This window comes from Nocardiopsis sp. MT53 (assembly GCF_019598965.1).
Taxonomy (GTDB): Bacteria; Actinomycetota; Actinomycetes; order Streptosporangiales; family Streptosporangiaceae; genus Nocardiopsis; species Nocardiopsis changdeensis.
This window is the reverse complement of record NZ_CP080599.1, coordinates 839,288-865,003: the sequence shown is the minus strand read 5'-3', so window position 1 is coordinate 865,003 and position 25,716 is coordinate 839,288. Positions and strand designations below refer to the sequence as shown.

20 protein-coding genes are annotated in these 25,716 nt (G+C 73.3%); 14 read left to right on the top strand and 6 right to left on the bottom strand.

Annotation, left to right across the window (positions count from 1 at the left end; translation table 11 throughout):
- The first annotated feature begins 371 nt into the window (after positions 1-371).
- From K1J57_RS03640 to K1J57_RS03625, 4 genes are all read left to right on the top strand, one after another.
- A complete protein-coding gene (locus K1J57_RS03640) occupies positions 372-2,816 on the top strand; it encodes a bifunctional serine/threonine protein kinase/MFS transporter (RefSeq protein ID WP_255646821.1) in 2,445 nt (814 codons plus the stop codon).
- Between the two features lie 497 nt (positions 2,817-3,313).
- A complete protein-coding gene (locus tag K1J57_RS03635) occupies positions 3,314-4,093 on the top strand; it encodes an electron transfer flavoprotein subunit beta/FixA family protein (RefSeq protein WP_220563069.1) in 780 nt (259 codons plus the stop codon).
- Between the two features lie 33 nt (positions 4,094-4,126).
- The gene (locus tag K1J57_RS03630; protein ID WP_220563068.1) at positions 4,127-5,071 is read left to right on the top strand and encodes an electron transfer flavoprotein subunit alpha/FixB family protein; all 945 of its coding nucleotides are present in this window, start codon (positions 4,127-4,129) and stop codon (positions 5,069-5,071) included.
- 270 nt (positions 5,072-5,341) lie between these two features.
- Positions 5,342-7,081, top strand: coding sequence for a bifunctional (p)ppGpp synthetase/guanosine-3',5'-bis(diphosphate) 3'-pyrophosphohydrolase (locus tag K1J57_RS03625; protein WP_220563067.1), 1,740 nt, complete (start codon positions 5,342-5,344; stop codon positions 7,079-7,081).
- A 69-nt stretch (positions 7,082-7,150) separates the two neighbouring features.
- On the opposite strand, the gene K1J57_RS03620 is transcribed toward K1J57_RS03625, so the two are convergent.
- Entirely contained in the window at positions 7,151-7,612 is a 462-nt protein-coding gene (locus K1J57_RS03620; protein ID WP_220563066.1) for a hypothetical protein, read from the bottom strand.
- A 305-nt stretch (positions 7,613-7,917) separates the two neighbouring features.
- On the opposite strand from K1J57_RS03620, the gene K1J57_RS03615 reads away from it, so the two are divergent.
- A complete protein-coding gene (locus K1J57_RS03615) occupies positions 7,918-8,250 on the top strand; it encodes an SCO4225 family membrane protein (protein ID WP_220563065.1) in 333 nt (110 codons plus the stop codon).
- A gap of 202 nt (positions 8,251-8,452) precedes the next feature.
- On the opposite strand, the gene K1J57_RS03610 is transcribed toward K1J57_RS03615, so the two are convergent.
- Positions 8,453-9,067: a TetR/AcrR family transcriptional regulator gene (locus tag K1J57_RS03610; RefSeq protein WP_220563064.1), complete on the bottom strand. Its 615-nt coding sequence runs from the start codon at positions 9,065-9,067 to the stop codon at positions 8,453-8,455.
- A gap of 50 nt (positions 9,068-9,117) precedes the next feature.
- Between K1J57_RS03610 and K1J57_RS03605 the strand changes: the two genes are divergently transcribed.
- The 3 genes from K1J57_RS03605 (at position 9,118) to ligD (ending at position 13,475) form a co-directional block, all read left to right on the top strand.
- Entirely contained in the window at positions 9,118-9,669 is a 552-nt protein-coding gene (locus tag K1J57_RS03605) for a GNAT family N-acetyltransferase (protein ID WP_220563063.1), read from the top strand.
- An 81-nt stretch (positions 9,670-9,750) separates the two neighbouring features.
- Entirely contained in the window at positions 9,751-10,137 is a 387-nt protein-coding gene (locus K1J57_RS03600) for a hypothetical protein (protein ID WP_255646820.1), read from the top strand.
- A gap of 2,447 nt (positions 10,138-12,584) precedes the next feature.
- The gene (gene ligD, locus K1J57_RS03595; protein WP_255646819.1) at positions 12,585-13,475 is read left to right on the top strand and encodes a non-homologous end-joining DNA ligase; all 891 of its coding nucleotides are present in this window, start codon (positions 12,585-12,587) and stop codon (positions 13,473-13,475) included.
- A 44-nt stretch (positions 13,476-13,519) separates the two neighbouring features.
- Here ligD and K1J57_RS03590 read toward each other — a convergent pair whose 3' ends face one another.
- The gene (locus K1J57_RS03590; protein WP_220563061.1) at positions 13,520-14,494 is read right to left on the bottom strand and encodes a glycoside hydrolase family 6 protein; all 975 of its coding nucleotides are present in this window, start codon (positions 14,492-14,494) and stop codon (positions 13,520-13,522) included.
- Positions 14,495-14,764: 270 nt separating this feature from the next.
- On the opposite strand from K1J57_RS03590, the gene K1J57_RS03585 reads away from it, so the two are divergent.
- Both K1J57_RS03585 and K1J57_RS03580 read left to right on the top strand, forming a co-directional pair.
- Positions 14,765-15,775, top strand: coding sequence for a LacI family DNA-binding transcriptional regulator (locus K1J57_RS03585; protein WP_220563060.1), 1,011 nt, complete (start codon positions 14,765-14,767; stop codon positions 15,773-15,775).
- Positions 15,776-15,890: 115 nt separating this feature from the next.
- Positions 15,891-17,177, top strand: a complete 1,287-nt coding sequence (locus K1J57_RS03580; protein WP_220563059.1) for a hemolysin family protein — start codon at positions 15,891-15,893, stop codon at positions 17,175-17,177.
- On the opposite strand, the gene K1J57_RS03575 is transcribed toward K1J57_RS03580, so the two are convergent.
- Entirely contained in the window at positions 17,151-17,909 is a 759-nt protein-coding gene (locus K1J57_RS03575) for a class I SAM-dependent methyltransferase (RefSeq protein ID WP_220563058.1), read from the bottom strand. The two genes, K1J57_RS03580 and K1J57_RS03575, sit on opposite strands and share 27 nt — an antisense overlap.
- On the bottom strand, positions 17,906-18,634 hold the full coding sequence (locus K1J57_RS03570; RefSeq protein ID WP_255646818.1) for a class I SAM-dependent methyltransferase: 729 nt from the start codon (positions 18,632-18,634) through the stop codon (positions 17,906-17,908). The genes K1J57_RS03575 and K1J57_RS03570 overlap by 4 nt, the downstream gene beginning before the upstream one ends.
- A gap of 150 nt (positions 18,635-18,784) precedes the next feature.
- Between K1J57_RS03570 and K1J57_RS03565 the strand changes: the two genes are divergently transcribed.
- The gene (locus K1J57_RS03565) at positions 18,785-20,866 is read left to right on the top strand and encodes a hypothetical protein (protein WP_220563056.1); all 2,082 of its coding nucleotides are present in this window, start codon (positions 18,785-18,787) and stop codon (positions 20,864-20,866) included.
- A gap of 4 nt (positions 20,867-20,870) precedes the next feature.
- Here the strand turns inward: K1J57_RS03565 and K1J57_RS03560 are convergent, their stop codons facing one another.
- Positions 20,871-22,196 (bottom strand): acyltransferase, encoded by a 1,326-nt coding sequence (locus tag K1J57_RS03560; RefSeq protein WP_220563055.1) that lies wholly within the window; start codon positions 22,194-22,196, stop codon positions 20,871-20,873.
- 171 nt (positions 22,197-22,367) lie between these two features.
- Here K1J57_RS03560 and K1J57_RS03555 point away from each other — a divergent pair, with 171 nt between their 5' ends.
- The 3 genes from K1J57_RS03555 to K1J57_RS03545 all read left to right on the top strand — a co-directional run bounded on the left by K1J57_RS03555 (position 22,368) and on the right by K1J57_RS03545 (position 25,685).
- Positions 22,368-23,291 (top strand): DUF3068 domain-containing protein, encoded by a 924-nt coding sequence (locus K1J57_RS03555; protein ID WP_220563054.1) that lies wholly within the window; start codon positions 22,368-22,370, stop codon positions 23,289-23,291.
- A 72-nt stretch (positions 23,292-23,363) separates the two neighbouring features.
- Complete coding sequence (locus K1J57_RS03550) at positions 23,364-24,302, top strand: decaprenyl-phosphate phosphoribosyltransferase (protein WP_220563053.1); 939 nt, start codon at positions 23,364-23,366, stop codon at positions 24,300-24,302.
- A gap of 12 nt (positions 24,303-24,314) precedes the next feature.
- Complete coding sequence (locus tag K1J57_RS03545) at positions 24,315-25,685, top strand: FAD-binding oxidoreductase (protein ID WP_220563052.1); 1,371 nt, start codon at positions 24,315-24,317, stop codon at positions 25,683-25,685.
- Positions 25,686-25,716: the final 31 nt, after the last annotated feature.

Here is a 25,716-nt window from a genome sequence, read left to right as displayed (position 1 = left end):
CGGGGTGAGAAGGGGCACGGCGGGACCCGGCACGGGCCGCCGGTCCGCGGGGCCGGTACGGAGGACGGGGCGGGTGGGACGGGCACACACGGACCGAAACACCCTTCCCGGAGACCGAAACCGGCCAGTTCGGACAGGTGGAGGGGAACCGCACGCCCGGATTTTCCGTCATACTCGGTGGTGGTCGTCCGACGAGGGACCGACCGCCGGAGCCCCCAGACTTCCCGGCGGAGCCGAACAGACCACAACGGCCCCATCGGGGCCCGTACAAGCCAATGGTGACCCATTCCCCCGGCCGATAAGCTGGACGTGGCGGTTATGCGGTCTTTTGAGGGGATGAGTACTCGATGGCAATGTCGGCAGGTTTCCCCATGGGTGAGGAGCTGCCGGAGCGCATCGGCCACTACGTGATCCGCCGCCGCATCGGATCGGGCGGCATGGGCGTGGTGTACCAGGCCGAAGATCCCCGGACCCAGCAGTTCGTCGCGGTGAAGGTCCTCAAGCCCGAGGTCGCCGGAGACCGCATCGCCCGCGCCCGGCTCGCCCGCGAGGTCGAGACGATGCGCCGGGTGCAGAGCCCCAACGTCGCCGAGGTCATCGACGCCAACATCGACGCCGAGCTGCCCTGGGTGGTCACCGAGTACATCCCCGGTCCCACCCTGGACGCCACCGTCACCGACCACGGGCCGCTGCGCGGGCGCGCGCTCACCCGCTTCATCACCGGCCTGGCCCGGGCGATCAAGGACATCCACGCGGTCGACGTCATCCACCGCGACCTCAAGCCCGGCAACGTCATCATCTCCAACGGCGAGCCGATCGTCATCGACTTCGGCATCGCGCACGCCGTCGACGGCGCCAAGCTCACCCAGACCGGCACCTTCGTCGGCACGCCCAGCTACCTCTCCCCGGAGGTCATCGAGGGCACCGCGCTGGGGCCGGCCACCGACATCCACGCCTGGGGCGGCACCGTCGCCTTCGCCTCCACCGGCCGCCCGCCCTACGGCGCGGGCGCCTTCGAGGTGATCTTCTTCCGCATCCTCAACGGCGAGATCGACATGGACGGGATGCACGAGGCGCTGCGGCCGCTGGTCACGCGCGCCGTCTCCCGCGACATGCGGCGCCGTCCCACCGCCGCCGAGCTGGTGGAGGAGGCCGGGCGGCTCAACCTCGACCTGCCCTGGACCGAGGACCCCGGGGCCAAGTCCGCGGGGCTGACGGGCGGGCACACCGTCTACCACTCGCCGGTGCCCGGGAGCGACACCGGCGGCACGGCCGCCGCGGACCCGGGCGGCTCCGGGTCGGGCGCGGGCGGCGCCGCGGGCGCGGCCCTGGGCGGTGCGGCGCTGGGCGGCGCGGCCGGGTACCTGGCCAGCCGGATGACGCAGGGCGGGGGCGAGGGCTGGACCAGCGGTCCCAACCCCGCGGCCAGCGCCTGGTCCGCTCCGGGCGACCAGCGCCGGGAGGCGCGCTCGGAGTCGGGCGGACTGCCCGGCGACGAGGCCACCGACGACCTCTCGGGCGGCCGCGGCCGCGGCTGGGAGGACGAGGCCACGGACGACCTGTCCGGCGGCTGGGGCGCCGGTGAGGAGGCCACCGACGACCTGGGCGGGGCCGGCACCGAGCGCATCGGCCCCGGCCGCTTCGACGACCCGGGCGACCGGGGCACGGAGCGGATCGCCCCCGCGGGGGCGGACGACCTGGACGACCCGCAGGGCACCATGCGGATCGACCCGCTCGCCGACGACGCGGGAACGCAGCGCTTCACCCCGGTGTCCGCCGGCGACGACCAGGGCACCGTGCGGATCGACCCGGCGGAGGGCGGCTCCAACGACCCGCAGGGCACGATGATGCTCGACCCGGTGAACGGCGGCTCCGACGACCCGCAGGGCACCATGATGCTCGACCCGCGCGAGACGGCGCGGGGCAAGCGCTCCTCACTCGACTACGAGGAGCCGTACGAGCAGCAGTACGAGTCGCCGCAGACCCAGTTCTTCAACACGCCGCTGCACAAGGGCGACTTCTCGGACATCCTCACCCCCGTCGACGAGGACGGCGGGCGCAGCCGGCACACGCAGGAGTTCGACGAGGACGACGAGGAGCAGGGCGGCTGGCTGAACCGCTTCCGTCGCGGCGGCAACGACCGGATGGGCGGCTACTTCCGGGGCGACAACAACACCGGCGAGTACGACGAGTACGACTCCCTCTACGAGGACGGGGACGGCGAGGAGTACGAGGAGCGGGTGTACCAGATGCACCCGCTGATCCTCATCCCGGTGGTGCTGGCGCTGGCCGGCCTGGGCCTGGTGTTCCCGTGGATCGGCATCCTGCTGGGCATCCTGGTCATCGCCGGGCTGAGCGCGCTGGACGTGGTCAAGGCCGAGCACGCCAAGCGGCTCCAGACGCGCGGCCCGCGCAACTCCGACAGCGTGGTGGTGGCGCTCAGCTTCCCCTGGGCGTTCGGGCGGATGCTGCTGCGCACCGTCGGGTTCGGCCTGGTGTACCTGGTGGCGGGCATCCTCGTGGGCCTGGTCTACGCCCAGATCGTGGAGACCGGCGACTCCGGGGCCAACTACATCGGCGGGTTCGCGGTGTTCGTGACGATGCTGCTCAGCTACCTGATGCCCAGCGGCCGCCAGGCCCGGCACCAGGCGGTGTGGCTGGTGGAGCGGGTCCGGTTCCGCAACCTGTACCTGTACATCGGCGTGATCGTCGCGGTGGTGCTGCTGACGATGCTCATCCTGTCGTTCGGCTTCGGCTCCGCGCCGGACTGGCGCCTGGGGCCGCTCCGGGGCCCCTCGGACTGGTTCGGCGGCTGACGCCCGCCGCGCGTCCCGGACGCCCCCGCTCCTCCTCGGAGAGCGGGGGCGCCCCCGTTTCCGGGGGAGTGCGGGGGCCGTGGGGGCGGCGGGGCCGCCGGGCCGGGGGAGCCGTGGGGGCCGCCGATCGCCCCGGTGCGGGGGCGGTGCGGCTGCGGGGCCGCGGCACGCGGTGGTTAAGGTGTGAGAAGGGCCTCCGACCCCGCGCGCGCACGGCCCGCAGAACCGGTGGAACGCCTGATGGCGCCGCTCGTTCGGTTCGCGCTATCCGTAGGGGTTAGGGTTTCCTAAGTAAAAGCGGGGGCCGCGGGTTGGCCTTCATGCTACTAGCCAGTAACATCTGGACTATGAGCACACCGCGGGGCCGATCGACCGGAAAGACCGGACCCGCCGTCGGATGACCGAACGTCGTTCGACATTGTTGGGCAGTACGGGGCGCGCCAGCGTCCGGCCGCCGCACGGCGGATCATGGAGTGCAGGGAGGTCGGCCACCGGCCATGAATATTGTCGTTTTGGTCAAGCAGGTCCCGGACACGGCGACCGAACGGAAGCTCAACGCCGCCGACAACACGCTGGACCGCGCAGCGTCCGACGGCGTCGTCAACGAGCTCGACGAGTACGCGATCGAGGAAGCCCTCCTGCTCAAGGAGAAGCACGGCGGCGAGGTCACCATCCTGACGATGGGGCCGGACCAGGCCACGGACTCGATCCGCAAGGCGCTGTCCATGGGCGCCGACAAGGCCGTCTTCGTCAACGACGACGCCCTCCACGGCTCGGACTCCCTCCAGACCGCCTACGCGCTCGCGCAGGCCCTGGGCACCCTGGAGTTCGACCTCGTCGTCCTGGGCTCGGAGTCCACCGACGCCCGCACCGGCGTCGTCGGCGCCGCGCTCGCCGAGTACCTCGGCCTGCCCCAGCTCACGCTGGCCGGCAAGGTCGACGTGGACGGCGGCGCCATCAGGATCCAGCGGCAGACCGACTACGGCTACGACGTCGTCGAGGCGCAGCTGCCCGCCGTCGTCTCCGTCGTGGAGAAGATCAACGAGCCGCGCTACCCGTCCTTCAAGCTGATCATGCAGGCGAAGAAGAAGCCGGTGGACAAGAAGTCCGCGGCCGACGCCGGCATCGACACCGCCAAGGTCGGACTGGCCAACGCCACCACCGAGACCGTCGACTTCGCCGCCGCGCCGCCGCGCGCCGCGGGCACGATCGTCAAGGACGAGGGCGACGGCGGCGTGAAGATCGCCGACTTCCTCGCCGAGAAGAAGTTCGTGTAGGTCAGGCGAGAGACTCAGGAAGGTTCAAGGATTATGGCTGAGGTCCTCGTCCTCGTCGACCACGTCGACGGACAGGTCAAGAAGGTCACCACCGAGCTGCTGACCGCCGCGCGCCGCATCGGCGAGCCCGCCGCGGTCTGGGTCGGCGAAGGTGCGGAGTCGGGCAAGGCCGCGCTGGCCGAGTTCGGCGCCGAGAAGGTCTACGTCGCTCCGGCCGAGCTCAACGACTACGTCGTCGCGCCCAAGGCCGAGCTGCTCGCCAAGCTCGCCCAGGACAAGGGCGCCGCCGCCGTCCTCGTCTCGGCCACCGCCGAGAACAAGGAGATCGCCGGCCGCACCGCCGTCAAGCTGGGCTCGGGCGTGCTCACCGACGTGGTCGACGTCAACGCCGACCTGGTCACCGAGCACAGCATCTTCGGCGGCGCCACCGTCACCCACGGCCGCGTCCGGACCGGCGTCCCGGTCATCGCGGTCCGCCCGAACTCCATCCCGGCCGAGGCCGCCGCCGGCGCCGCCGCCGAGGAGGCCGTCACCGTCGAGCTGTCGGACGCCGCCAAGACCGCCAAGGTCGTCGAGCGCGTCGTCCAGGAGCAGGGCGAGCGCCCCGAGCTGACCGAGGCCGCCGTCGTGGTCTCCGGCGGCCGCGGCGTGGGCTCCGACGACTTCACCGTCGTCGAGAACCTCGCCGACTCGCTCGGTGCCGCCGTCGGCGCGTCCCGCGCCGCCGTCGACTCCGGCTGGTACCCGAACCAGTTCCAGGTCGGCCAGACGGGCAAGACGGTCAGCCCGAACCTGTACATCGCCCTGGGCATCTCCGGCGCGATCCAGCACCGGGCCGGCATGCAGACCTCGAAGAACATCGTCGCGGTCAACAAGGACCCCGAGGCGCCGATCTTCGAGCTGGTGGACTTCGGTGTCGTGGGCGACCTGCACACCGTCGCCCCGCAGCTGACCGAGGAGATCAAGAAGCGCAAGTAGCCGCACCCACCCGTGACCGGCCGCCGCCGGTCGCGGGCGGCGCGGGCGCCGCGCTCGCGACCCCCGAACGCCCGGCCAGGACCCTGGCCGGGCGTTCGCGCGTCCCGGGCCGGGGGAGCGGGGACGGGGTGACCCACCTCTCCCGGGAACGGCGATCCCCTGCCCGCAGCCGGTTCCGGAGCGGGTTGCGGGGTTCGTGGGCCGGAGGCGCGCGGGGATAAGTAGGCTTAGCGGAATACCCGGTCCGCAGCGCGATGGGAAGGGGTCCATATGGGTGCTCCCGATGTGGATGTGACGGCCTCCACCGAGTGGTGGCGCGGGCTCAACCAGGCCAAGGCCACCACCCGCCCCGCTTCCGAGGCCGAACCGCTCATCGCCGAGCACCTGCGCTGGTACCCCAAGGCCGACACCGCCCTGCTGGCGCGCGCCTACGCCGTCGCCGACCACCTGCACCGGGAGCAGAAGCGCAAGAGCGGCGAGCCCTTCATCATCCACCCCCTGGCCGTCGCCACGATCCTCGCCGAGCTCGGCCTCGACACCGCCACCCTCGTCGCCGCGCTCCTGCACGACACCGTGGAGGACACCCCGTTCAGCCTCGCCCACCTCGCCGCGGAGTTCGGCACCGAGGTGGGCGTCATGGTCGACGGGGTCACCAAGGTCGACCGGTCCATGTACGGCAGCGCCGCCGCCGGCGAGACCTTCCGCAAGATGGTCGTGGCCGCCCGCGACGACCTGCGGGTCCTGCTGATCAAGCTCGCCGACCGGGTGCACAACCTGCGCACCCTCCAGTTCCAGCCGCCGCACAAGCGGGTGAAGATCGCCAGGGGCACCCGGGAGCTGCTCATCCCGCTGGCCGAGCGGCTGGGCGTGTACAAGCTCAAACGGGAACTCGAGGACCTGTGTTTCGAGTACCTGGAGACCGAGGAGTTCGAGCGCACCCGCGAGTGCGCCGCCCTGGTCCGGGGGCGCGCGCGGCCGGAGACCGAGGCCCTGACGGTGGCCCTGCGCGACAGCCTGGCGGCGTTCCGGGTCAAGGCGGACGTGGAGGTGCGCCCGCGCCACCTGGCGTCGGTCTTCCACTCCGGCGCCCCGCTGGCCGCCCTGGACCCGCAGGCGACCGTGCGGTACCTGGTGGTGGTCCGCGGCGAGGAGCGCAACGCCTACCTGGCGCTCGGGGCGGTCCACGGCCGGTGGCAGCCGGTCCCCGCGAAGTTCCGCGACTTCATCGCCTCGCCCAAGTACAACCTGTACCGGGCGCTGCACACGACCGTGCTCACCGACACCGGGCACCGGGTGCAGATCATCATCTGCGACAACCGCGCCCAGCAGGTGTCGGAGTACGGGATCATCGCCGAGATCCACGAGCGCACCGGCCGCGACGGGCGGCTGGCCGCCGGGGGCACCACCGACCCGGAGTGGCTGACCCGGCTGCTGCGCTGGCAGGAGGGCGCCTCGGCGGAGGAGCTGCTGGAGGGGGTGCGTACCGACCTGGCGGACAGCATCACGGTGCTCACCGCGGACGGTGTGGTCCTCATGCTGCCCGAGGGGTCGACCCCGGTGGACGTGGCCTACGCCCTGGACAACGAGATCGGCGACCGGTTCTCGGCGGCGACGGTCAACGGGCGGCTGGCGCTGCCCAGCGCCCAGGTGCGGGAGGGCGACACCGTCCAGATCATCACCAAGGCCGAACCGGGCCCGGACCGGGCGTGGCTGGAGTCGGTGCGCACCGGCAAGGCGCGGGTGGCGATCGGGGCGTGGCACCGCACCCGGGACCGCGAGCGCGCCGAGGTCGCGGGACGGCGCAGGATGGCGGATTCCATGGGCGGCGACCGGAGCCTGATCGAGGCGGAGTCGTCGGGGGACATGATCAGCGTGGCCCGGCGGGCCGGGTACGCCACGCTGGAGGAGTACTACGTGGCCATGGGGTACGGCCAGATCGACCCCGCGGACGCGCCGGCCCGCCCGGCCCCCGCCCCGCCGCGCGAGGGCACCGACACCGAGCAGGCCTGACGCCGGCGCCCCGGTGGGTGGGGACCCGGCGGGAGGGGCGCCGGCGGGCGCAGCGGCCGGGCGCGGGGCTCAGGTGACGTGGCGGGCGCGGGCGCGGATGCGCGCGGCCGAGACCGGCTCGTACACCGAGATCGCGTCCGTGAGCAGCTTGGGCATGCGCGGACTCCGGCCCTCCTCGGGGATGAGGAGCAGCGGGAGCGAACCGGCCTCCTGTGGCGGAGGGGTGTTGTCGATCCCCGCGGAGAGGAGCTCCCGGTGGCCCTCGGGGGTCCGGGGCCAGGTGAGGACCGACTCCCCGGCCTCGATGGGGCGGGGGAGGGAGTCCACGACCTCCCACATCGGTTCGGTGTTCGTCTCCTCGACGAACACCACCCCCAGGGCGGTGGGCAGGTAGAGGGTGCCGCCGTCGCAGCCGACCAGGACCGAGGACCAGAACCTGTTCGGGCAGAAGACGTAGACGCGCTCGTTCCTCATGTCGTCGGCGAGGCGCTCGGCGGCGTCGGCGGCGGGGAGCGGTATCGGTTTCTGCATGGTCCGATCCTCACACCTGCGGGCGGGGCCGGTGGGGGTTTCCCGGTTTTCCGCGGCGACGGGAGGGGTCTTCGCGACCGGCCCGGGGCACGGGACCGGGCGGTTCGGACGCCGACGGGCCGCCGCTCGCCCGGGTCGACGGGAGCCCGCCGGCCGCCCAGGCGGCGAGTACGAGCCAGGGGAACGCCAGGTCGGGCACGGATGTGGCGGGAGGGGCCGCGTTCCCCCTGAGTACGGGTACTCACGACAGGGGAGCGGCCGCGCCCCACCATGGAGGGCATTCCACCTCTTCACCAAGGGAGACGATGAACGCTCATCCCCTCGTCCGGCTGACCTTCGCCAACCCGGCCTCGGCGATCTACCTCGGGCTCGTCGGAAGCTCCATCGTGATGGCCGCGGCCGTCACCGCGTTCAGCGCCGACCCCGGATTCGTCTGGGTGTGGCCCGCCCTGTTCACCTTCCCCGCCTTCGCGGCCGTGACGACCATCGCCGACGCGGTCTGGGGGCTGGACGCGCCCCTGTGGTTCCTCGGCGTCGGGCTCGTCGTCTGCGCCCTGGTCCAGTCCTTCATCCTGGGATCGCTCCTGGCCGGTGTGCGGCGCCTCTTCCGCGGGACCCTCGGCCCGGCCCGCGACTGACCCGCGCGGTTCCGGCCGGTCCCCGGGGCGGGCGCACGCGGGTGTGCGCCCGCCATCCGAAAGCGCGGCTCCCCGGGGGCGGGGCACGCGCCGCATTCTCACGGTGGTGCGCGATCTGGAGATCCCGGGCTGCCGGGGCGCTCTCCGGCAGGAGGCCGTCCTCCGCTCCGGCCGGGCACGAGCCGGTCGGCCCGGCAGGTGTTCACCGCCCGAGCGGCGGCCTCGGCCGGTGCGAGGCGGCCAGGGCGGCCAGATGTTCGTCCAGGAGTTCGATATGCCGCCGGGGTGGGAACGCCGCCGGATCGAACAGGGCCTGGACCACCAGGCCGAGGACGAAGGCCTGGGCCCGGGCCGCGATGTCGGCGGGCTCGCCGGAGGGGAGTTCGCCCGATTCCTGGGCTGCGATGACGCGCTCGGTCAGCCGCTGCCGGCTCTGCGCGTACTTGCGGGCGTAGGCGCCGCTCAGAGCGGGCTCGGAGAGCGCGGTGTCCCAGGAGGAGACCCAGATGCGGTTGGTGTCGGCGGCCTCGGGGGTCAGCGGCAGGATGTCCAGAAGCGCGTCCCTGAGAGCGGCCAGGCCTTCGCCCGTTCGGCGGCGGGGACGGTCGACGGTGCGCTGCTCCAGCAGGTCGAGCGCGTACTCCACCAGGGCGCGCTTGGTGGGGAAGTAGTGCGTGAGCAGGCCGGTGGTCGCGCCGAGCTCGGCGGCGACGGCGCGCAGGGTCAGGCCGGCGAAGCCGCGGGTGGCCATCACCTGCCAGACGGCCGCGGAGACATCGCGTCGGCGGGCCTCATGGTCTCCCTTGGTTCGTGGCATACGACTACGGTACTTTTCCATAACGCTTGTTATGTGAATGGGGAGGTTCCATGTTCTCACTGTCGCTGCGCGACGGTGCCCGCCTCGCTCCGCTCGAGATCTGGCACGCCGAGGAATTCGCCGACCACCTGGACCGGGCCCGCGAACACATCCGCCCCTGGGTCGGACCCACCTTCGTCACGGACGACGTGGAGGGGGCGAGGGCCACGCTCAGACGGTATGCCGAACACCAGGCCCAGGACGGTGCCCGCCTGTACGGCATCCGGATGGACGGGGTGCTCGTCGGCGGCGTGATGTTCACGGCCTTCGACCCCGTCGGCGGCACGTGCGAGATCGGCTGCTGGCTCGAGCCGTCCGCCGAGGGGCACGGGCTGGTCACGCAGGCGTGCGGGGTGCTGCTGGACTGGGCGCTGACGTTCCGGGGGCTGCACCGGGCCGAATGGCACTGCCGTGCCGACAACGACCGCAGTTCGGCGGTGGCCGAGCGGCTCGGCATGACGTTGGAGGGCGTACGCCGCGAGGCATGGCAGTACCGGGGTGTGCGCTACGACAAGCAGATCTGGGCGATCCTCGCCCCCGAATGGCGGGGTTCGGGACGGTGAGCGGATCCGGGGGAGGGGAGCCGAAGCGGAACGGTCCCCGTGGTCTTGCGGGCAGGTGGAGACCCGGGCGATACTGCCCGCATGTGCACCCGCCCCACCCACCTCGGACGCCATCACGTGTGCCTGGAATGCCGGATCGGGTTCAAGCACCGTGTCGATGAACCGCGCGCCCGGGTGTGCCCGAACTGTGCGGGCGAGCTGATCGACGCCGGGAGCGATCTGGAGGTGCCCCGGCGCGGAGATGACGCCGGATGGCGGGTGCTGGGGACGCTGCTCCGTGCCGGGGTCACCTTCCACTCCACCTGCTGCGACGGCCCGGGATGGCGGCCACGCACCATGGCGCAGGTCAGGGAACGACTGGCCGCCGCCGAGCGCACGGGTGTTCCCGTGGCCGAAGCGCTGACCACTGTCGACGTGGACGAGATCGGTCGCGGGTCCGGTCCCAGGGCGGCGCTGAGCGGGGGGTGAACGGGGGCTTCGCCGCGGGGGTTCCCACTCGACTGGGAGCCTCAGCCTCAGCCACAGCCGGAAGGTGAACCGCCGTAGGGGGTGTCCACCTGGCAGGGCCCTTGGCCACAGCCAGGGGGCATCGCTGGACCCCCGGCCCAGGGGGCCGCAGGTGGCTTCCCGTCCCGGCCCGAGAGGCACCCCCATGCTCTTCCAACGCTGTGGTGGGTGGCGGGTCGGTCTGTTGGGGGCCGAGCCACTACCGGAGGGCGGATCATCTCCTTCGACCCCAGGGGCGGGGGTGGGCGTTCCCGCTGCCCCGCGCACATGGGGGTGGGGCCGCGCGTATCTGCGGGATCTGGCCGCAGGGGGTTTCCCGCCTGACCGGAACCTCAGCCACCGCCGGGAGGTAGACCGCTACCTCCGCCCCAGGGGGTTTCCCACCCGACCGGGTTCCTCAGCCACAGCCGGAAGGTGAACCGCTTCCTGCGCCGCAGGGGGTTTCCCACCCGACCGGGGCCTCCGCCACAGCCGGAAGGTGAACCGCTTCCTGTGCCGCAGGGGGTTTCTCACCCGATTGGAAACCTCCGCCCCAGCCGTGCCAGGCCAGTGGGGTGCCCGGCCCCAGGGGGTCTTCGCCGAGGTAGTTGTAGGTTTCCAAGAGCTCGGCCGCTTGGGGTGGGCGGTCCGCGCCGGGTGGGCCCGGCCCCGGCCGCAGTCGGTGTGCGGCAGACCGCCGGGGGGAATCGTTGGGCGCGCGTGGCGGGTGGTGGGGGTGTGTATGCCGGAGCCGGGTGCACGCGGAGCGCGCACACCCGCACCGGCTGGAAAGGTTGGGGGCGCCGGCGGCGGTGCGGGGGCTCCACGCTGTTGCCTACTCCCGCACGTGACCGCGGTACGGACGGGAGCGGGGGTGAAAGCCGCACGTACCCGCGACCCCGGCCCCAGACCGGGCACAGGACCGCGCACCTCAGCCTCAGGGGGTGCAGGCCGCGCGCACGCGCGGTACCAACCCGAGGGGGTGAGGGAGGGGGGACCGCGCCCCTCGCCCGAGGGGGTTTCGCCGCACGTTCCCGCGACCCCGGCCCCAGACCGGGCACAGGACCTCGCACCTCAGCCTCAGGGGGTGAAAGCCGCGCGTGCCCACAGCCCCGAGCCACAGGGGGTGAACGTGCACGTGCTCGCGAGCCCCGCCCAGGCCCGGAGGAGAGACCGCGTACCTTCACCCCGCCGTGGCCGGGGTCGCGGTCCTGTATCCGGGCTGTGGCCGAGGCTGTGGGTATGCACCGCTTTCATTCCCTGGGGCAGGGGTCGCGGGCCTTCCTTCTCACACCCCCTGGGGTGGAGGTCGCGGTCCGGTGTCCGGGCTGTGGCCGAGGTCGCGGGAACGTGCGGCAACACCCTCTGGGGCGGGGGTTGCGGTTCCTCCTCCCCAACCCCCCTCTGGCTGATGCCGCGGGTGCGTGCGGCCTTCACCCCCGCTCCCGTCCGTACCGCGGTCATCCGCGGGAGTAGGCGACAGCGTGGAGCGCCCTCACCGCCGCCGGCGCCCACAACCTTTCCAACCGGTGCGGGTGTGCGCACCTCGCGCGGACCCGTCCCCGGAAAGCGCACCCCCACCACCCACCACGTGCGCCCAACGAAACCGCCCGGCGCTCTGCCGGAGGCTGACTGCGCGGGGACGGATCCACGCTCCGCGGCTGTACCTTCACAAGCGATCGGGCTTTTGGAAACCAGTCACCTGTGGCTGCGACCACAGACCGCCGTTCCCACATGGCGGACGTCTTGGAAACCTCACAGTCCGTTTCACCCCCTGGGGCCGAGGCCCCGGTCGGGTGCACCAACCCCCCTGGGGCCGGGGCGGGAAGCCGCCTGCGGCCCTCACCCCCTGGGGCGGGGGCCCAGCGATGCCCTCCGGCTGTGGCTCGGGGCCCCGGTCGGGTGGGAAACCCCCTGGGGCGGGGGCCCAGCGACGCCCTCCGGCTGTGGCTGAGGGCCCCGGTCGGGTGAGAAACCCCCTGGGGCCGGGGCCGGCAGGTACGTGCGGCCCTCACCCCCGTGTGTCCGGGGCGGTGGGAACGCCCATCCCCACCCCCTGGGGTCGAAGGAGATGATCCGCCCTCCGGTCGCGGCTCGGCCCCCGACAGACACACCCGCCACCCATCACAGCGTTGAAAGAGCATGGGACACCCCTCGGGCCGCAGCGGGAAGCCACCCGCGGCCTTCACCCCCTGTGGCGGGGGCGCTGCGATGCCCTCCGGCAGTGGCTCAGGTTCCCGGTCGGGTGGGAAACCCCTCTGGGCGGGGGAGCAGCGATGCCTCCGGCTGTGGTTGAGGGCCCCGGTCGGGTGGGCCGACCCCCTCTGGGGCCGGGCCGGGAGTGGTGTGCTCGCACGTCACGGCCCTGCCGGGCTCCGGGTGAACGGTTTTCCTCCGTGTGGGTAGGGGACCTCCGGGAGGTGGTCGCCGTGGGGGACGGTGTGAGGATCCGGGCGGGGCGCCGGGTGGTCGAGGTGAAGCGCCCGGACAAGGAGCTCTTCGGGGCGGGCGGCCCCACCAAGGAGGACCTGGCCCGCTACCACCTGCGGATCGCGCCGCTGATGCTGCCGCACCTCAAGGGCCGCCCGGTGGCGCTGGAGCGCTATCCCGGCGGCGTCGGCAAAACCGGGTTCTTCGTCAAGCACCCCTCGGTGCCCGACTGGGTGCGCACCCTGGAGATCGAGGGCGAGCCGATGATGGAGGCCCGCGACGCCGCCACCCTGGTGTGGTGCGCCGACCAGGCCGCGATCACCCTGCACGCCTGGCAGTCCCGCGAACCCCGCCTGGGCCGGCCCGACCTCCTGATCCTCGACCTGGACCCGCCCGACACCGACCCCGGCGCGTTCGCCGCCTGCAAGGCGGCCGCCCGGGACGCTCGCGAGGTCCTGGAGGAGGCGGGCCTGGCCGCCTACGTCATGACCACCGGCTCCAAGGGCCTGCACGTCCGTTCGCCGCTGCGCCCCGAGCTGGACGACCAGGAGGTCCGGGACCTGGCGAAGCTCCTCGCGGAACGGGTGGCCGAGCGCGCACCCGGGGAGCGCACCACGGAGGTGCGCAAGAACAAGCGTGAGGGCCGCCTGTTCGTCGACTACCTCCGCAACGGCCGCGAGCAGCTGGCGGTCGCCCCCTACTCGGTCCGGGTCCGCGAGGGCGCCCCGGTGGCCGCGCCGCTGTTCTGGGAGGAGCTGGACGGCCTGGAGTCGCCCCGCGCCTTCGGCCTGGACCTGGAGCGGGAGGAGTGTCCCTTCCGGGGCATGCACCGCCGCGCCCGCTCCCCGAAGAGGGCGCGCGACCGGCTCGGCCGACCGCGCGCCGCCTGACCGCGCGCCGCCCGGTCCCGGGCGGCGCGCGGACGGGCCGGGGGCTAGTACCCGTAGATCATCCTGTACGCGACCTCCGGCAGGAAGTCCCCGGCCCGGGACCCCTGTCCGACACCGCAGTCACCGTCGGACTCGCCCGGGGTCTTGATCCACAGGAGCATCTCAGCCCCGCCGCCCAGCCGCGTGGGCGTTCCCAGCCTGCGCCCCGCCGGGTTGCACCACTCCCCGTTGGACCCGTTGCCGTTGCGGCTGGTGTCCACCACGAACGGCTTCGTGTACCCGTACCGGGAGGAGAGCACCTGGTTGATCCTCTGGGCGTAGGCGGTGTTCTCCCCGGTGGTGAAGTAGTTCGACACGTTCAGCGAGAACCCCCGGGCCCCGCTGAGCCCGGCCTGGTGCAGGCGCTCGGCCACGGTCGCGGCGTCGAGCCACCCCGGGTTGCCCGCGTCCATGTACACCCACGTGTTGGGGGCCTGGTTCCGGAACTGCGTGAGGGCGTTGGACAGCATGCCCCGGCGCTCGGCGATCTCGTCCGGGCTCATGCAGTCGTAGTCGCCGAGGGAGTCCGGTTCCAGGATGACGACGGCCGGGCGGTGGCCGACGCCCCCGGCGAAGGCGCCGATCCACGTCGCGTACTCGGCGGGCGAGGCCGCGCCGCCCGAGGAGTGCCCGCCGCAGGCGTCGCGCCCGTACATGTTGTAGGCGACGAGGACGGGCAGCTTGTCCTGCTGGTCCGCCCGGCCGACGTAGGAGCCGGTGGCCGGGCCGATGCTGCCGCTCCAGGACCCGAACCAGCGGGCCATGGGAACGGAGGCGATCGAGGAGGTGATCGCCGCGGCCCGCCCGTCGTGCGGGTTGGCGGCGGCCCAGGCGCCCGGTGTGGAGGCGGGGTCGACGTAGAAGCCGCTGGTCATGGAGACCGGGTCTCCGGCGCGGGCGGCGTTGGCGGGTGGGGCGACGGCGAGGGCCAATGGCAGGGCGAGGATCGCGGCCGCGATCGAGCGGGTGAGGCGACGCATGGGTGGTACCCCTGTCTCTGCGCTGTTCGTGGCACGCCGCGCGGTGTGCGCGGCGCTGCCCCGGGCTTTCGTGGAAGCGCTCCCATTGGAAGCGCTTCCAGTCCGATCCCGGGTAGTGGTGAGGCGCCTCACATCATGAGTTTCCCTGGAACCACCGTCAAGGGGGTGAAGGGAAATCTCCTCCGGAGCCGTTCGGGGCTGACTCCGGAGTTAAACTGGAACCGCTTCCAGTCGAGCCCACGACCGCCCTGCCGGGAAGAACGGACCGCGATGACCGAGCAGCGCCCTCCCGCCCCCACCCTCGACGCCGTGGCCGCCCGCGCCGGGGTGTCCCGCTCCGTCGCCTCCCGGGCGCTCAACGGCGCCCCGCACGTCAGCCGGGACAAGCGCGAGGCGGTCCGGCGCGCGGTCCGGGAGCTGGGCTACGTGCCCGACACCAGGGCCCGCGCCCTGGCCACCCGGCGCAGCGGCACGGCCGCCCTGGTCGTCTCCGGCGAGGACCCGTCGATCTTCGCCGACCCCTTCTTCGCCCAGGTCATCGTCGGCCTGTCCGCCGCCCTGGAGGAGGGCGACCTGCACCTCATGCTGTGCCTGGCCGCCTCCGAGCGCGGCCGCCGCCGGGTGGAGGAGCTGCTGCGCTCCCGGGGCACCGACGGCGTGATGCCGATGGCGATGCGCGAGGGCGACCCCCTGCTGCCGGTGTTCGCCGCCTCCGAGGTGCCGGTGGTCTTCGGGGGACTGCCCCCCGGCCCCGCCCCCCGCTGGTACGTCGACGTCGACAACGCCGGCGGCGCACGGCTGGCCACCGAGCACCTGATCGCCCGCGGCTGCCGCCGGGTGGCCATGATCTCCGGCCCCGCCGACACCGAGGTCTCCCGTGCCCGCGAGCGCGGCCACCGGGAGGCCCTCGCCCTGGCCGGACGGGAATTCCTCGCACCCGAGCGCGGGGACTTCACCGAGGCCGGCGGCGCCGCCGCCATGTCCCGCCTGCTGGAACGCCTTCCGGACGTGGACGGGGTGTTCGCCGCCAACGACAACATGGCCGCGGGCGCCCTGCGCGTCCTGCGCGCGGCGGGCCGGGACGTCCCCGGCGACGTCTCCCTGGTGGGGTTCGACGACTTGGACACCGCACGCACCCGCGAGCCCGCGCTGACCACCGTGCACCAGCCCGTCCGGGCCCTGGGCCGCGAGACGGCCCGGATGCTCCTCACCGTCCTGGGCGGAGGCGAGGCCACCCCGCTGATCCTGCCCACCGAGCTGGTCGTCCGCTCCACGTCCTGAGCGGCGCCGCCCCCTGTCCGGGCGGGGCCCGGCCGGGACGTGTGTGGAGGGCGGGGAATCGGGGAAGACCCCCATCCCAGCACAGCACAGCGCAACCGACCCACGGGAGCACCACATGGAGGGCTACGGGGCCCAGATCGGCCTCGTGCTGGTCTTGGTCGTGGTGAACGCCCTGTTCGCCGGCAGCGAGATCGCGCTGGTCACCCTGCGCGAGGGCCAGATCCGCCGCCTGGAGGCGGGCGGCCGGGCGGGCCGGGCCGTCGCCAGGCTCGCCCGGGACCCCAACCGCTTCCTGGCCACCATCCAGATCTTCATCACGCTCGCCGGCTTCCTCGCCTCCGCGACCGCCGCCGTCACGCTGGCCGGGCCGCTGGTCGAGCCGCTGGGCTTCCTCGGCCCCTACGCCGCCCCGACGTCCGTCGTCCTGGTCACCCTGCTGCTGACCTTCCTCACCCTGGTCCTGGGCGAGCTCGCGCCCAAGCGCATCGCCATGCAGCGCGCCGAGGCGTGGTCGCTGCTGGCGGCCCGCCCCCTCGACCTGCTCGCCGCCCTTTCGCGCCCGGTGGTGTGGCTGCTCGGGGTCTCCACCGACCTGGTGGTGCGGGTCTTCGGCGGCGACCCGGGGGCGGAGCGGGAGGACGTCACCGAGGAGGAGCTGCGGGACATGATCGTCTCGCGCGGCGACATCACCCCCGAGCAGCGGCACATCCTGGCCGGGGCGTTCGACATCCGCGAGCGCAAGGTCCGCCAGGTGCTGGTCCCGCGCCCCGAGGTCGACGTGGTCCCCGCGGGGACCACGGCCCGGGAGGCGCTGCGCATGCTCGCCGACCACGGCCACTCGCGGGCCCCCGTGGTGGCGGCCGGGGACGTGGACGACGTGCTCGGGGTGGTCCACTGGTCGGACCTGATCGGCCGGGACGACAGCGACGTCGCCGTCCTGATCCGCGAACCCCTCCTGCTCCCCGACTCGCTGTCGGTGTCGGAGGCCCTGCGGCGGATGACCGCCGACCGCCGCCAGCTGGCCGTGGTCATCGGCGAGGCCGGGGACGTCAGCGGGATCGTCTCGCTGGAGGACCTGCTGGAGGAGATCGTCGGCGACATCGCCGACGAGACCGACGAGCGGGACCCCGGGGTCGCCCGGCTGGACGGGGGCGCGCTGCGCGTCCCGGGCGCCTACCCGGTGCACGACCTGCCCCTGCTGGGGGTGGAGGTCGCCGACCCGCCCGAGGGCTCCTACGTCACGGTCGCCGGGATGGTGCTGGTCCTGCTCGGCCACATCCCCGGCGGGCCGGGGGAGCGGGTCGAGCTGGGCGGATGGAGCGCGACGGTGGACGCGGCCGACGGCCGGGTGATCAGCAGCCTGGTGCTGGCGCCCTCAACGCTTGCGCAGCACCAGCAGTAGGTTCCAGGTGACGACCTCGCGCAGCCCCGGCACGCGCACGACCGGCTTGACCCAGGTCGGCAGGTAGCGGGGCCGCAGGTCCACGGGCTCGACGTCGGCGCGGCGGCGCGCCCACCGCAGCATCTCGCCCGCGTGGGCCGCGTACATGGTGCGGCCGAAGTCGTTCTTGGGCCTGCGCCCGTTGCGGCGGGCGAACCGCTCGGCGGCGTACCGGCCGCCCAGGTAGTGCCAGGGCGAGGTCTCGTGCCCGCCCCAGGGCGAGAACCACAGCGTGTACGACAGGTACACCAGCCCGCCGGGCCGGGTCACCCGCACCATCTCGTCGGCCATGCGCACCCGGTCCGGGACGTGCTCCAGCACGTTGGAGGAGAAGCACACGTCCACCGACCCGGTGCGCAGCGGCAGGTCCAGCGCGCTGCCCTGGAGGGCGAACGCGTCCGCGGAGCGCCCGTGCAGGGTCATCTCGTGGGCGTCGGAGTCGATGCACAGGCAGCGGGCGCCCGCCTCGCGCAGGGCGTCGGCGAAGTACCCGGGCCCGCCGCCCACGTCCACCACCAGCCGGCCGTCCAGCGGCGTGTACGAGCGCAGCTGGGCGACGGTGTCGCGGGCGAGGGTGCCGTAGAAGAACGCGGGGTCGGTCTGCTCCCTGCGGAACGCCGAGAACAGCGCGACCGACCGGCCCAGGGTGGCGCGGAACGGCACCGTGCCGTCGGGGCGGGCGACGGTGGTCATCCCCCCACCGCCACGTAGTGGCGCAAGTGCCGCCAGTGGTCGCCGCCCCAGTACTCGTCGGAGGCGGCGATGCGCGCCTGGGGGAGCAGCTCGGCCAGGCGCTCGGTGCGCAGGGTGTGCATGCGCATTGGGGCGGGGTAGCGCAGCAGCGTCCGCTGGGCCCAGGCCACCAGGGGCCAGGGCGCGTACCGGAACACCAGCCCCTTGAAGGTGCGGCGCTCGCCCTCGGGGACGCCCAGCACCATGGCCCCGCCCGGGCGCACGACCCGGGCGAACTCGCGCACGTACCCCTCGGCCAGCTCCGGGGGCAGGTGCTGGAGCACCAGGTCGGTGTAGACGAGGTCGAAGGAGCCGTCCTCGAACATCGACAGGTCGGGCCGCTCGTTGAGGACGAACTCGATGCGCCCGCCGGAGCGGTCCAGCCGCCGCGCCTCCTCCAGCATGGGCGCCGAGATGTCGACGCCCACGACCCGGTCGAAGTGCGCGGCCAGCGCGTTGGACAGCCGTCCCGCGCCGCAGCCGAAGTCGAGCACCCGGCCGCCCTCGGGGCGCAGCCCCAGCTCGTCCAGGCGGGCCACCGCGGGGTCGACGGCGGCGCGGCCGGAGGCGAGGAACTCGTCGTCGTCCCAGCCGCCGTCGCGCTTGGCGGGGTCGACGCACACCGCCCACAGGGGTTCGGTGGCCCCCAGCCGGGTCCAGTCGCGGCGGACCTGTTCGAGTCCCACCACATCACCTCCAGGGGCGTTCTGAATCAAGTTCCCGTTCGGAGCATCCCGAGTGGAAAGACCAGTGTCAACAGCGATGCCGAAACTGGAACCTGTTGTATTCTGGCATCCGTTTTCCGGCTTGGCCAACCAGCGGCGGGGAGAGTACCGATGCCGTCCACCACCCCCACGACCGGTCCGGATCGGGAACCGGAGGTCGAGGTCAGGGTACGCCGCCCGGCCGAGGAGCCCGAGGACGAGGGCCCCGGCATCGGCGCGATGGCGGCCGAGTCCCTGCGCGCGCTGCGGGAGGCCTCCCGGGACAACGTGTTCCGCGCGGCGATGGCCGTCCTGGTGGTGGCGCTGGCCGCCAAGGTCTTCGTCCTGAACGCGTCCTACTTCGTCGAGGACGACTTTTTGTTCTTCGGCGCCGCCTACGCCACCGACCTCACCCCGGACTACCTGTTCTCCCTGCACAAGGGCCACTTCATGCCCGGGGCGATGTTCCTGGTCTACCTCCAGACGGCCTTCTGGCCGTACAACTGGTGGGTGAGCGCCGGGGTGATGCTGGGGCTCCAGGCCCTGGCGCTGCTGGTGTTCCTGCGGCTGCTGTGGGAGCTGTTCGGCCGCCGCTGGGCGCTGCTGATCCCGTTCACGGTCTACGCGCTGGCCCCGCTGACCATCCCGGTGCTGGGCTGGTGGGCGGCGGCGCTGAACGCGGTGCCGTTCCAGCTGGCCATCCTGCTGGCCCTGCTGTGGACGGTCCGCTACGTGCGCACCGGCGACCCCCGGTACGGCTGGTGGACGACGGCCGCGGTGGTCTTCGGCATGTTCTTCTCGGTGAAGGCGCTGTTCCTGCCCTCGCTGCTGTTCGTGTTCGCCGTCGCGTTCCTGTACCCCGGGAGCCTCTTCGCGGGGGCGGTGCGGGCGTTCCGCGCGCACCGCGCGTTCTGGGCCGCGATGGTCGCCATGACCCTGGGCTACCTGGTCCTGTACCTGGTCAGCCAGAACACCGGCAGCGGCACCGAGGGCGCCGGGGTGCCCGAGGCCGAGGCGGCCGCCGAGCTGCTGCGGCGCATGCTGGGGCAGGTGTTCCCGGTGGGCGCGCTGGGCGGCCCCTTCGAGTGGGCGATCATCACCCCGGCGGGCGGCCTGATCGAACCGCGCGGGTTCGTGGTGCTGGGCGCGGGCGTCATGTGGCTCGTCGTCGTCCTGAGCAGCCTGTGGCTGCGCGGACGCGCCTGGCGGGCGTGGGCGCTGCTGCTGGGCTACCTGGTCTTCGTGGACGCGATCCCGACCGTGATCGCGCGCGGCCGCGGGCACGGCCTGGCCGGGGCCGACCCCCGGTACGTGGCCGACGCGGCGCTGGTCTTCGCCCTGTGCCTGGCGCTGGCCTTCCTCGTGGTGCGCGAGCAGCGCGCCCGGGAGTCGGTCTCCACGGCCGGGGTCCCGCTCACCACGCGCGCGGCACCGGGCCGCCGGGCCCGGCGCAACCGGGCGGTCGCGGCCGCGGTGCTGACGGCCGGCTACGCCGCGGGCGCCCTGTACTCCACCTACACCTACGCCGGGACGCTCAACGGCGACCGGCTGCGCGAGTACATGGACAACGTGCGCGCCTCCATGGCGGACCTGCCGGAGGAGGGCGCGTTCTACCCGCGGCCGGTCCCGGAGGACGTGGTCCTGGACTGGAACGGCGACCGGCGGCTCACCTCCTACGTGCTGCCGCCGATGGCCCCGGAGCGGGACGGGGACCGGTTCGCGCACCCGGAGCAGGGCGCCGCCGCGTACGTGTTCGACGACGAGGGGACCCTGGTCCCGGGCGAGCACACCCTGTTCAGCAGCACGTTCCTGCCCGGGCCCGAGGACGAGTGCCTGGGGACGCTGGAGGGCGCGGTGTCCTGGCCCGCGCTGGCGCAGGGAGGCCCCCAACAGGTGGCGACGGTCGCCTACACCGCGGACGCGGACACGCAGCTGGTGGTGTCGGTGGGCGGCGGCTGGATCGAGGCGGTCCTGCCGGCGGCCCCCGACGGCGGCTTCTGGCACCTGCCGGTGCCCCAGCAGGGGGACCGCCTCTCCCTGCTCACCGAGGGCGACGAGCTGTGCATGACGGCGGTGGCCATCGGCGGGCTGGCCCCGGACGCGGAGGGCGGCCACCCGATCCCGCTCTCCCAGGAGGAGCCCGCCGAGCCCGGGGAGGGGACCGGGGACGGCGCCGAGGACGGGGACGCCGGGGAGGCCGCGGAGGGGGAGTGAGCCCTCAGGCCCGGCGCCGCTCCCGGAAGAACCGGCGCGACCAGCGCCGGGACGGCTCCTCCACCCAGCGGTAGGTGGCGGCGGCCAGCAGCACCGTCGCGAGCGTCACCGGCACCATGTCCAGCCAGAACGCGCCGGTGAAGATCTCCTGCCCGGTGAAGTCGCGCCACAGGTACAGCGCCAGGAACTGCCACAGGAACACCCCGTAGGACACCTTGGCCAGGTACTGGCAGACCCGGTGCCGCAGCAGCGCCTCCATCCACCGGCCCCCGCGCCAGGCCTCGGCCGAGCGCAGCGGGGCCGGCGGGCCCGCCGGCCGGGGCGCGAGCGCGGCGGGGGCGATGATCAGGAACGCGAAGCCGATGTCGGCCGCGGAGGAGAACGCCGAGCTCCACAGGTCGCCCGCGCCGATGAACCGGCCGCCGGTGGCGTCGGTGGCGGCCAGGGCGAAGAACCCGCCCGCCGCCGCCCAGCAGACCCCCGGGGCGGAGGCGACGGTGCGGCAGAAGCGCCGCACCGGGCCGTCGGGGCCGGACTCGCGCCAGGCCCACTCCGACAGCACGGCCAGCGCCATGCCGGCGGCGAACATGCCCAGCGTGCGCGGCAGCCAGGCGTGCATGTAGTGGCGCGGCTCGGGCAGGAACTGCGGCAGCAGCGCCGCGAACCCCAGCACCGCCATGACCCCCAGGCCCCACAGCAGGCGGCGGCCCCGGGCGTCGGGGGTCCGGCCGCGCCGGGCCCACAGCGACAGCAGCAGGGCGAACACCGGCAGCAGCAGGTAGAAGCTCACCTCGACGGACAGGCTCCACATCTGCCCCAGGCCGTAGGGGCCGGTACCCACCCACGAGGGGTCGGTGTTGAAGGGGAAGGTGAGGGTCATGGCCTCCAGCCAGTACCGCGGCGAGTCCAGGTGCTCGCGCGAGTACAGCAGCAGCGCGGCCAGGGCCACCACCCAGTAGGCGGGGAACACGCGCACGACCCGCCGCCACAGGTAGGTGCGGGAGGAGGGGGAGGGCGTCCCGTCCAGGACGGCCCGCGCCCAGGGCCGGTACAGCAGCACCCCGGACAGCGTGAAGAACAGCGGCACCGCGAGGTCGAACGCCGACAGCACACCGCCCAGGACGCCGGGGGCCAGCGAGTCGCCGGTCTCGGTGGCGACGTGGAAGACCAGGACCATGAGGGCGGCCACGGCGCGGATGCCGTCGAGAGTCTCGTGGCGGCCGTCGACCTGCGGCAGGAGCCGGGCGGGGTCGGGGACCGCGGAGGAGGTGCGCGCGCCGCCGGAGGGGGTGCCGGTGGGGTCCTCGGGCGCGGAGGGAATGGGCGCCATGGGGCCTTCCAGGACGGGGAGGAGTCGGAACACGGTCCACTAGAACGTGTTATAAAAATTCAGACACGCCCTGGTGACGTCGTTCACTACTGGGCAGTACTCTACCCGGAACTGAAGCTAGTTCCACTGAAGCCCGTTACAGATCCAGACTCACATCGCCCAGGAGGGCAAATGCGCCGTGCCATAGCGGTCGTTCTCATCGGGTTTGGAGTCTTCTTCCTCGCCGTTGCACCCCTCATGCGCACGTGGGTGTCCAGCTCCCTGATGAAGACCCCCCTGACCTACTACGTCGAGTACACCAACGTCGCCGAGGGGGCGACCTACTTCAACATCGAGGAGGTCGAGCTCGTCGAGAACGCCACGCTGGAGGCCAGCGTCACCATCCGGGCCGACGTGGCCTCCAGCACCGACGAGATCGTGGTCTGGGACCAGTTCACCTGGCTGCGGGACGCCGACACCGACTTCGGCATCACCTCCACCAGCCGCCGCGCCGGCCACGACCGGGTCACCGGCGAGGCCGTCGACTGCTGCGACGCGATGGTCAACGAGGAGACCACCGTCCAGAGCGGCCAGGCGTGGAAGTTCCCCTTCTTCACCGAGCAGCGCGACTACGACTTCTTCGAGACCACCGTCAAGGAGCCGGTCCCGATGGAGTTCCAGGCCGTCGAGGAGATCGAGGGCGTCGAGGTCTACCGCTTCGAGCAGGTCGTCGACGGCGAGGTCATCGGCGAGCGCACCCTGCCGCGCTCGGTCGCCGGGCTGGAGGGCGAGGGCGACGTGACCGGCGACGAGGTCTTCTCCATCACCCGCACCTACTGGATCGACCCGGTCACCGGCTCCCCGATCAAGGTCAGCGAGCACCAGAACCGCGTCGTCGTCGTGGACGGCGAGGAGGTCCTGACCCTGCTCGACGCCGAGCTGGTCTTCGACGACGCCTCCGTCCGCACCGCCCTGGAGAACTCCGAGCAGGGCCGCACCATGCTGCCGCTGATCCACACCACGATCCCGCTCGCCGCCCTCATCGTCGGCGTCGGCTTCATCGGGATCGGAGTCGTCCTGCACCTCACCGGCCGATCCCGTGCCCACCACAACTGAAGGACCCGTCGGACCCCGTCCCCGCCGCGACCGGCGGGGCGGGTCCGTCCGAGCGGCCGGGAGGGTGAGCGGATGACGTCGGTGGTGCCGGGGACCGGGACCGGGGGGACCCCGTCCGGTGACCGCCGTCTGCGCGACACCCTGCCCTTCGCCCTGCTGCGGGCCTGCCGCCCGCGCCAGTGGCTGAAGAACCTGCTGGTCCTGGCCGCCCCGGCGGCGGCCGGGGCGCTCTCCGAACCGCGCGCCCTGCTGCTGTGCGCGGCGGTCTTCGCGCTGTTCTCCGCGGCGGCGAGCGGCACCTACCTGCTCAACGACGTCCGCGACGTCGAGCGCGACCGCGCCCACGCGCGCAAGCGCCACCGCCCCATCGCCGCCGGGCTGGTCCCGGTGCCTCTGGCGGTGGCCGCGGGGATCGCCCTGTGCGCCCTGGCCCCGGCGGCCTCCCTCGCCCTGGGCGAGCCGCTGCTCACCGGCGTCCTCGCCGGGTACGTCCTGCTCACCCTCGCCTACACGCGCTACCTCAAGGACATCGCGATCTGCGACCTGGTCGCGGTCGCCGCCTGCCACGTGCTGCGCGCCGTCGCCGGGGGCGTCGCCGTCGGCGTCCCGCTGACCTCCTGGTTCGTCATCGTGGTGTCGCTGGCGGCACTGCTGGTCGTGGTCGGCAAGCGCGAGGCCGAGCTGCGCGCCCTGCACAAGGGGGACGCGGGCGGACCGGTCCGGGCCACCCTGCGCGCCTACACCCCCACGTACCTGTCCCAGACCCGCACCATGGCGTCGGCGGCGATGATCGTCACCTACTGCCTGTGGGCGCTGGAGCAGGACGGCGGCGCGCAGAACCTGTTCCACGTGGGCAGTATCGTTCCCTTCATCATGTTCGTCCTGCGCTACAACCTGCTGGTGGACCGGGGCGTGGGCGAGGAGCCGGAGGAGATCGCCCTGCGCGACCGCCCCCTCCAGGTCGTCCTCGTCTCCCTCGCCCTCCTGGTGGGGCTGGGCATCTACCTCTAAGGGGGACCCTCCGTGGCCTCGCAGCCGGAACGCCCCGTGCTCCTCACCGGGTGGGGCCGCACCGCGCCGACCGCCGCCCGCGTCGTGCGCCCCCGCTCCGCCGCGCAGGTCGCGCGGGCCCTGGCCGAGGCGGGGCCGCGCGGAGTGCTCGCCCGCGGCCTGGGGCGCTCCTACGGCGACGCCGCCCAGGCGGCCGGCGGCACCGTCCTGGACTGCACCGAACTGACCGGCCCCATCCGGCTGGACGCCGACCGCGGCGAGGTCACCGTCCCGGCCGGGGTGTCCTTCGAACGGCTCATCGCCCACCTGCTCGAACGCGGGTACTTCGTGCCGGTCACCCCCGGGACGCGGCAGGTCACCGTGGGCGGGGCGATCGCCGCCGACGTGCACGGCAAGAACCACCACGCCGACTCCTCCCTGGGCGCGCACGTGCGCTCCCTGACCCTGGCCGCGCCCACCGGGGAGACGCTGACCCTCACCCCCGACGGCGGGGACGCCGAGCTGTTCCGGGCGACGCTGGGCGGGATGGGGCTGACCGGGGTCGTCACCGAGGCGACCCTGGCCGTGCTGCCGGTGGAGACCTCCTACATGCGGGTGGACACCGACCGCACCGACTCCCTGGACGCCACCCTGGACCTGATGTCGCGCACCGACGCCGACTACCGGTACACGGTGTGCTGGGTGGACCTGCTCGCCAAGGGGAGCGCGATGGGGCGCGGGGTGCTGACCCGCGCCGACCACGCCGGCCCGCGCGACCTGCCGCCCGCCCTGCGCCGCGACCCGCTGCGCCACCGCGCGGGCAGCCCGCTGGCCGCCCCGCCGTGGGCGCCGCCGGGGCTGCTCAACTCCTGGACGGTGGGCGCGTTCAACGCCGTGTACCGGGGCGCTGCGCCCCGGCGCAGGCGCGGGGAGGCCCAGCCGATCGCCGGGTTCTTCCACCCGCTGGACGCCGTCCGCGGCTGGAACCGGCTGTACGGGCCGCACGGGCTGGTGCAGTACCAGTTCGTGGTGCCGTTCGGGGCCGAGGACACCCTGGTCCGGATCATGGAGGGGCTGTCCCGGGCGGGGGCGCCGTCGTTCCTCACCGTGCTCAAGAGGCTGGGCGAGGGCACCGGCGGCCACCTGTCGTTCCCCCGGCCCGGGTGGACGCTGGCCGTGGACCTGCCCGCCGGGCTGCCGGGCCTGGGCCGCATGCTGCGCCGCTTCGACGAGCTCCTGCTGGCCGCGGACGGCCGCCTCTACCTGGCCAAGGACGGCCGGGCCGACGCGGAGACGGTCCACGCCATGTACCCCGACCTGCCCGCCTGGCGCAAGGTCCGGGAGCGGGTCGACCCCGACGGGGTGCTCGTCTCCGACCTGGCCCGCCGCCTGCGGCTGCTCTGAAACATCCGCGTTCGTCACCCGGAAGGACATC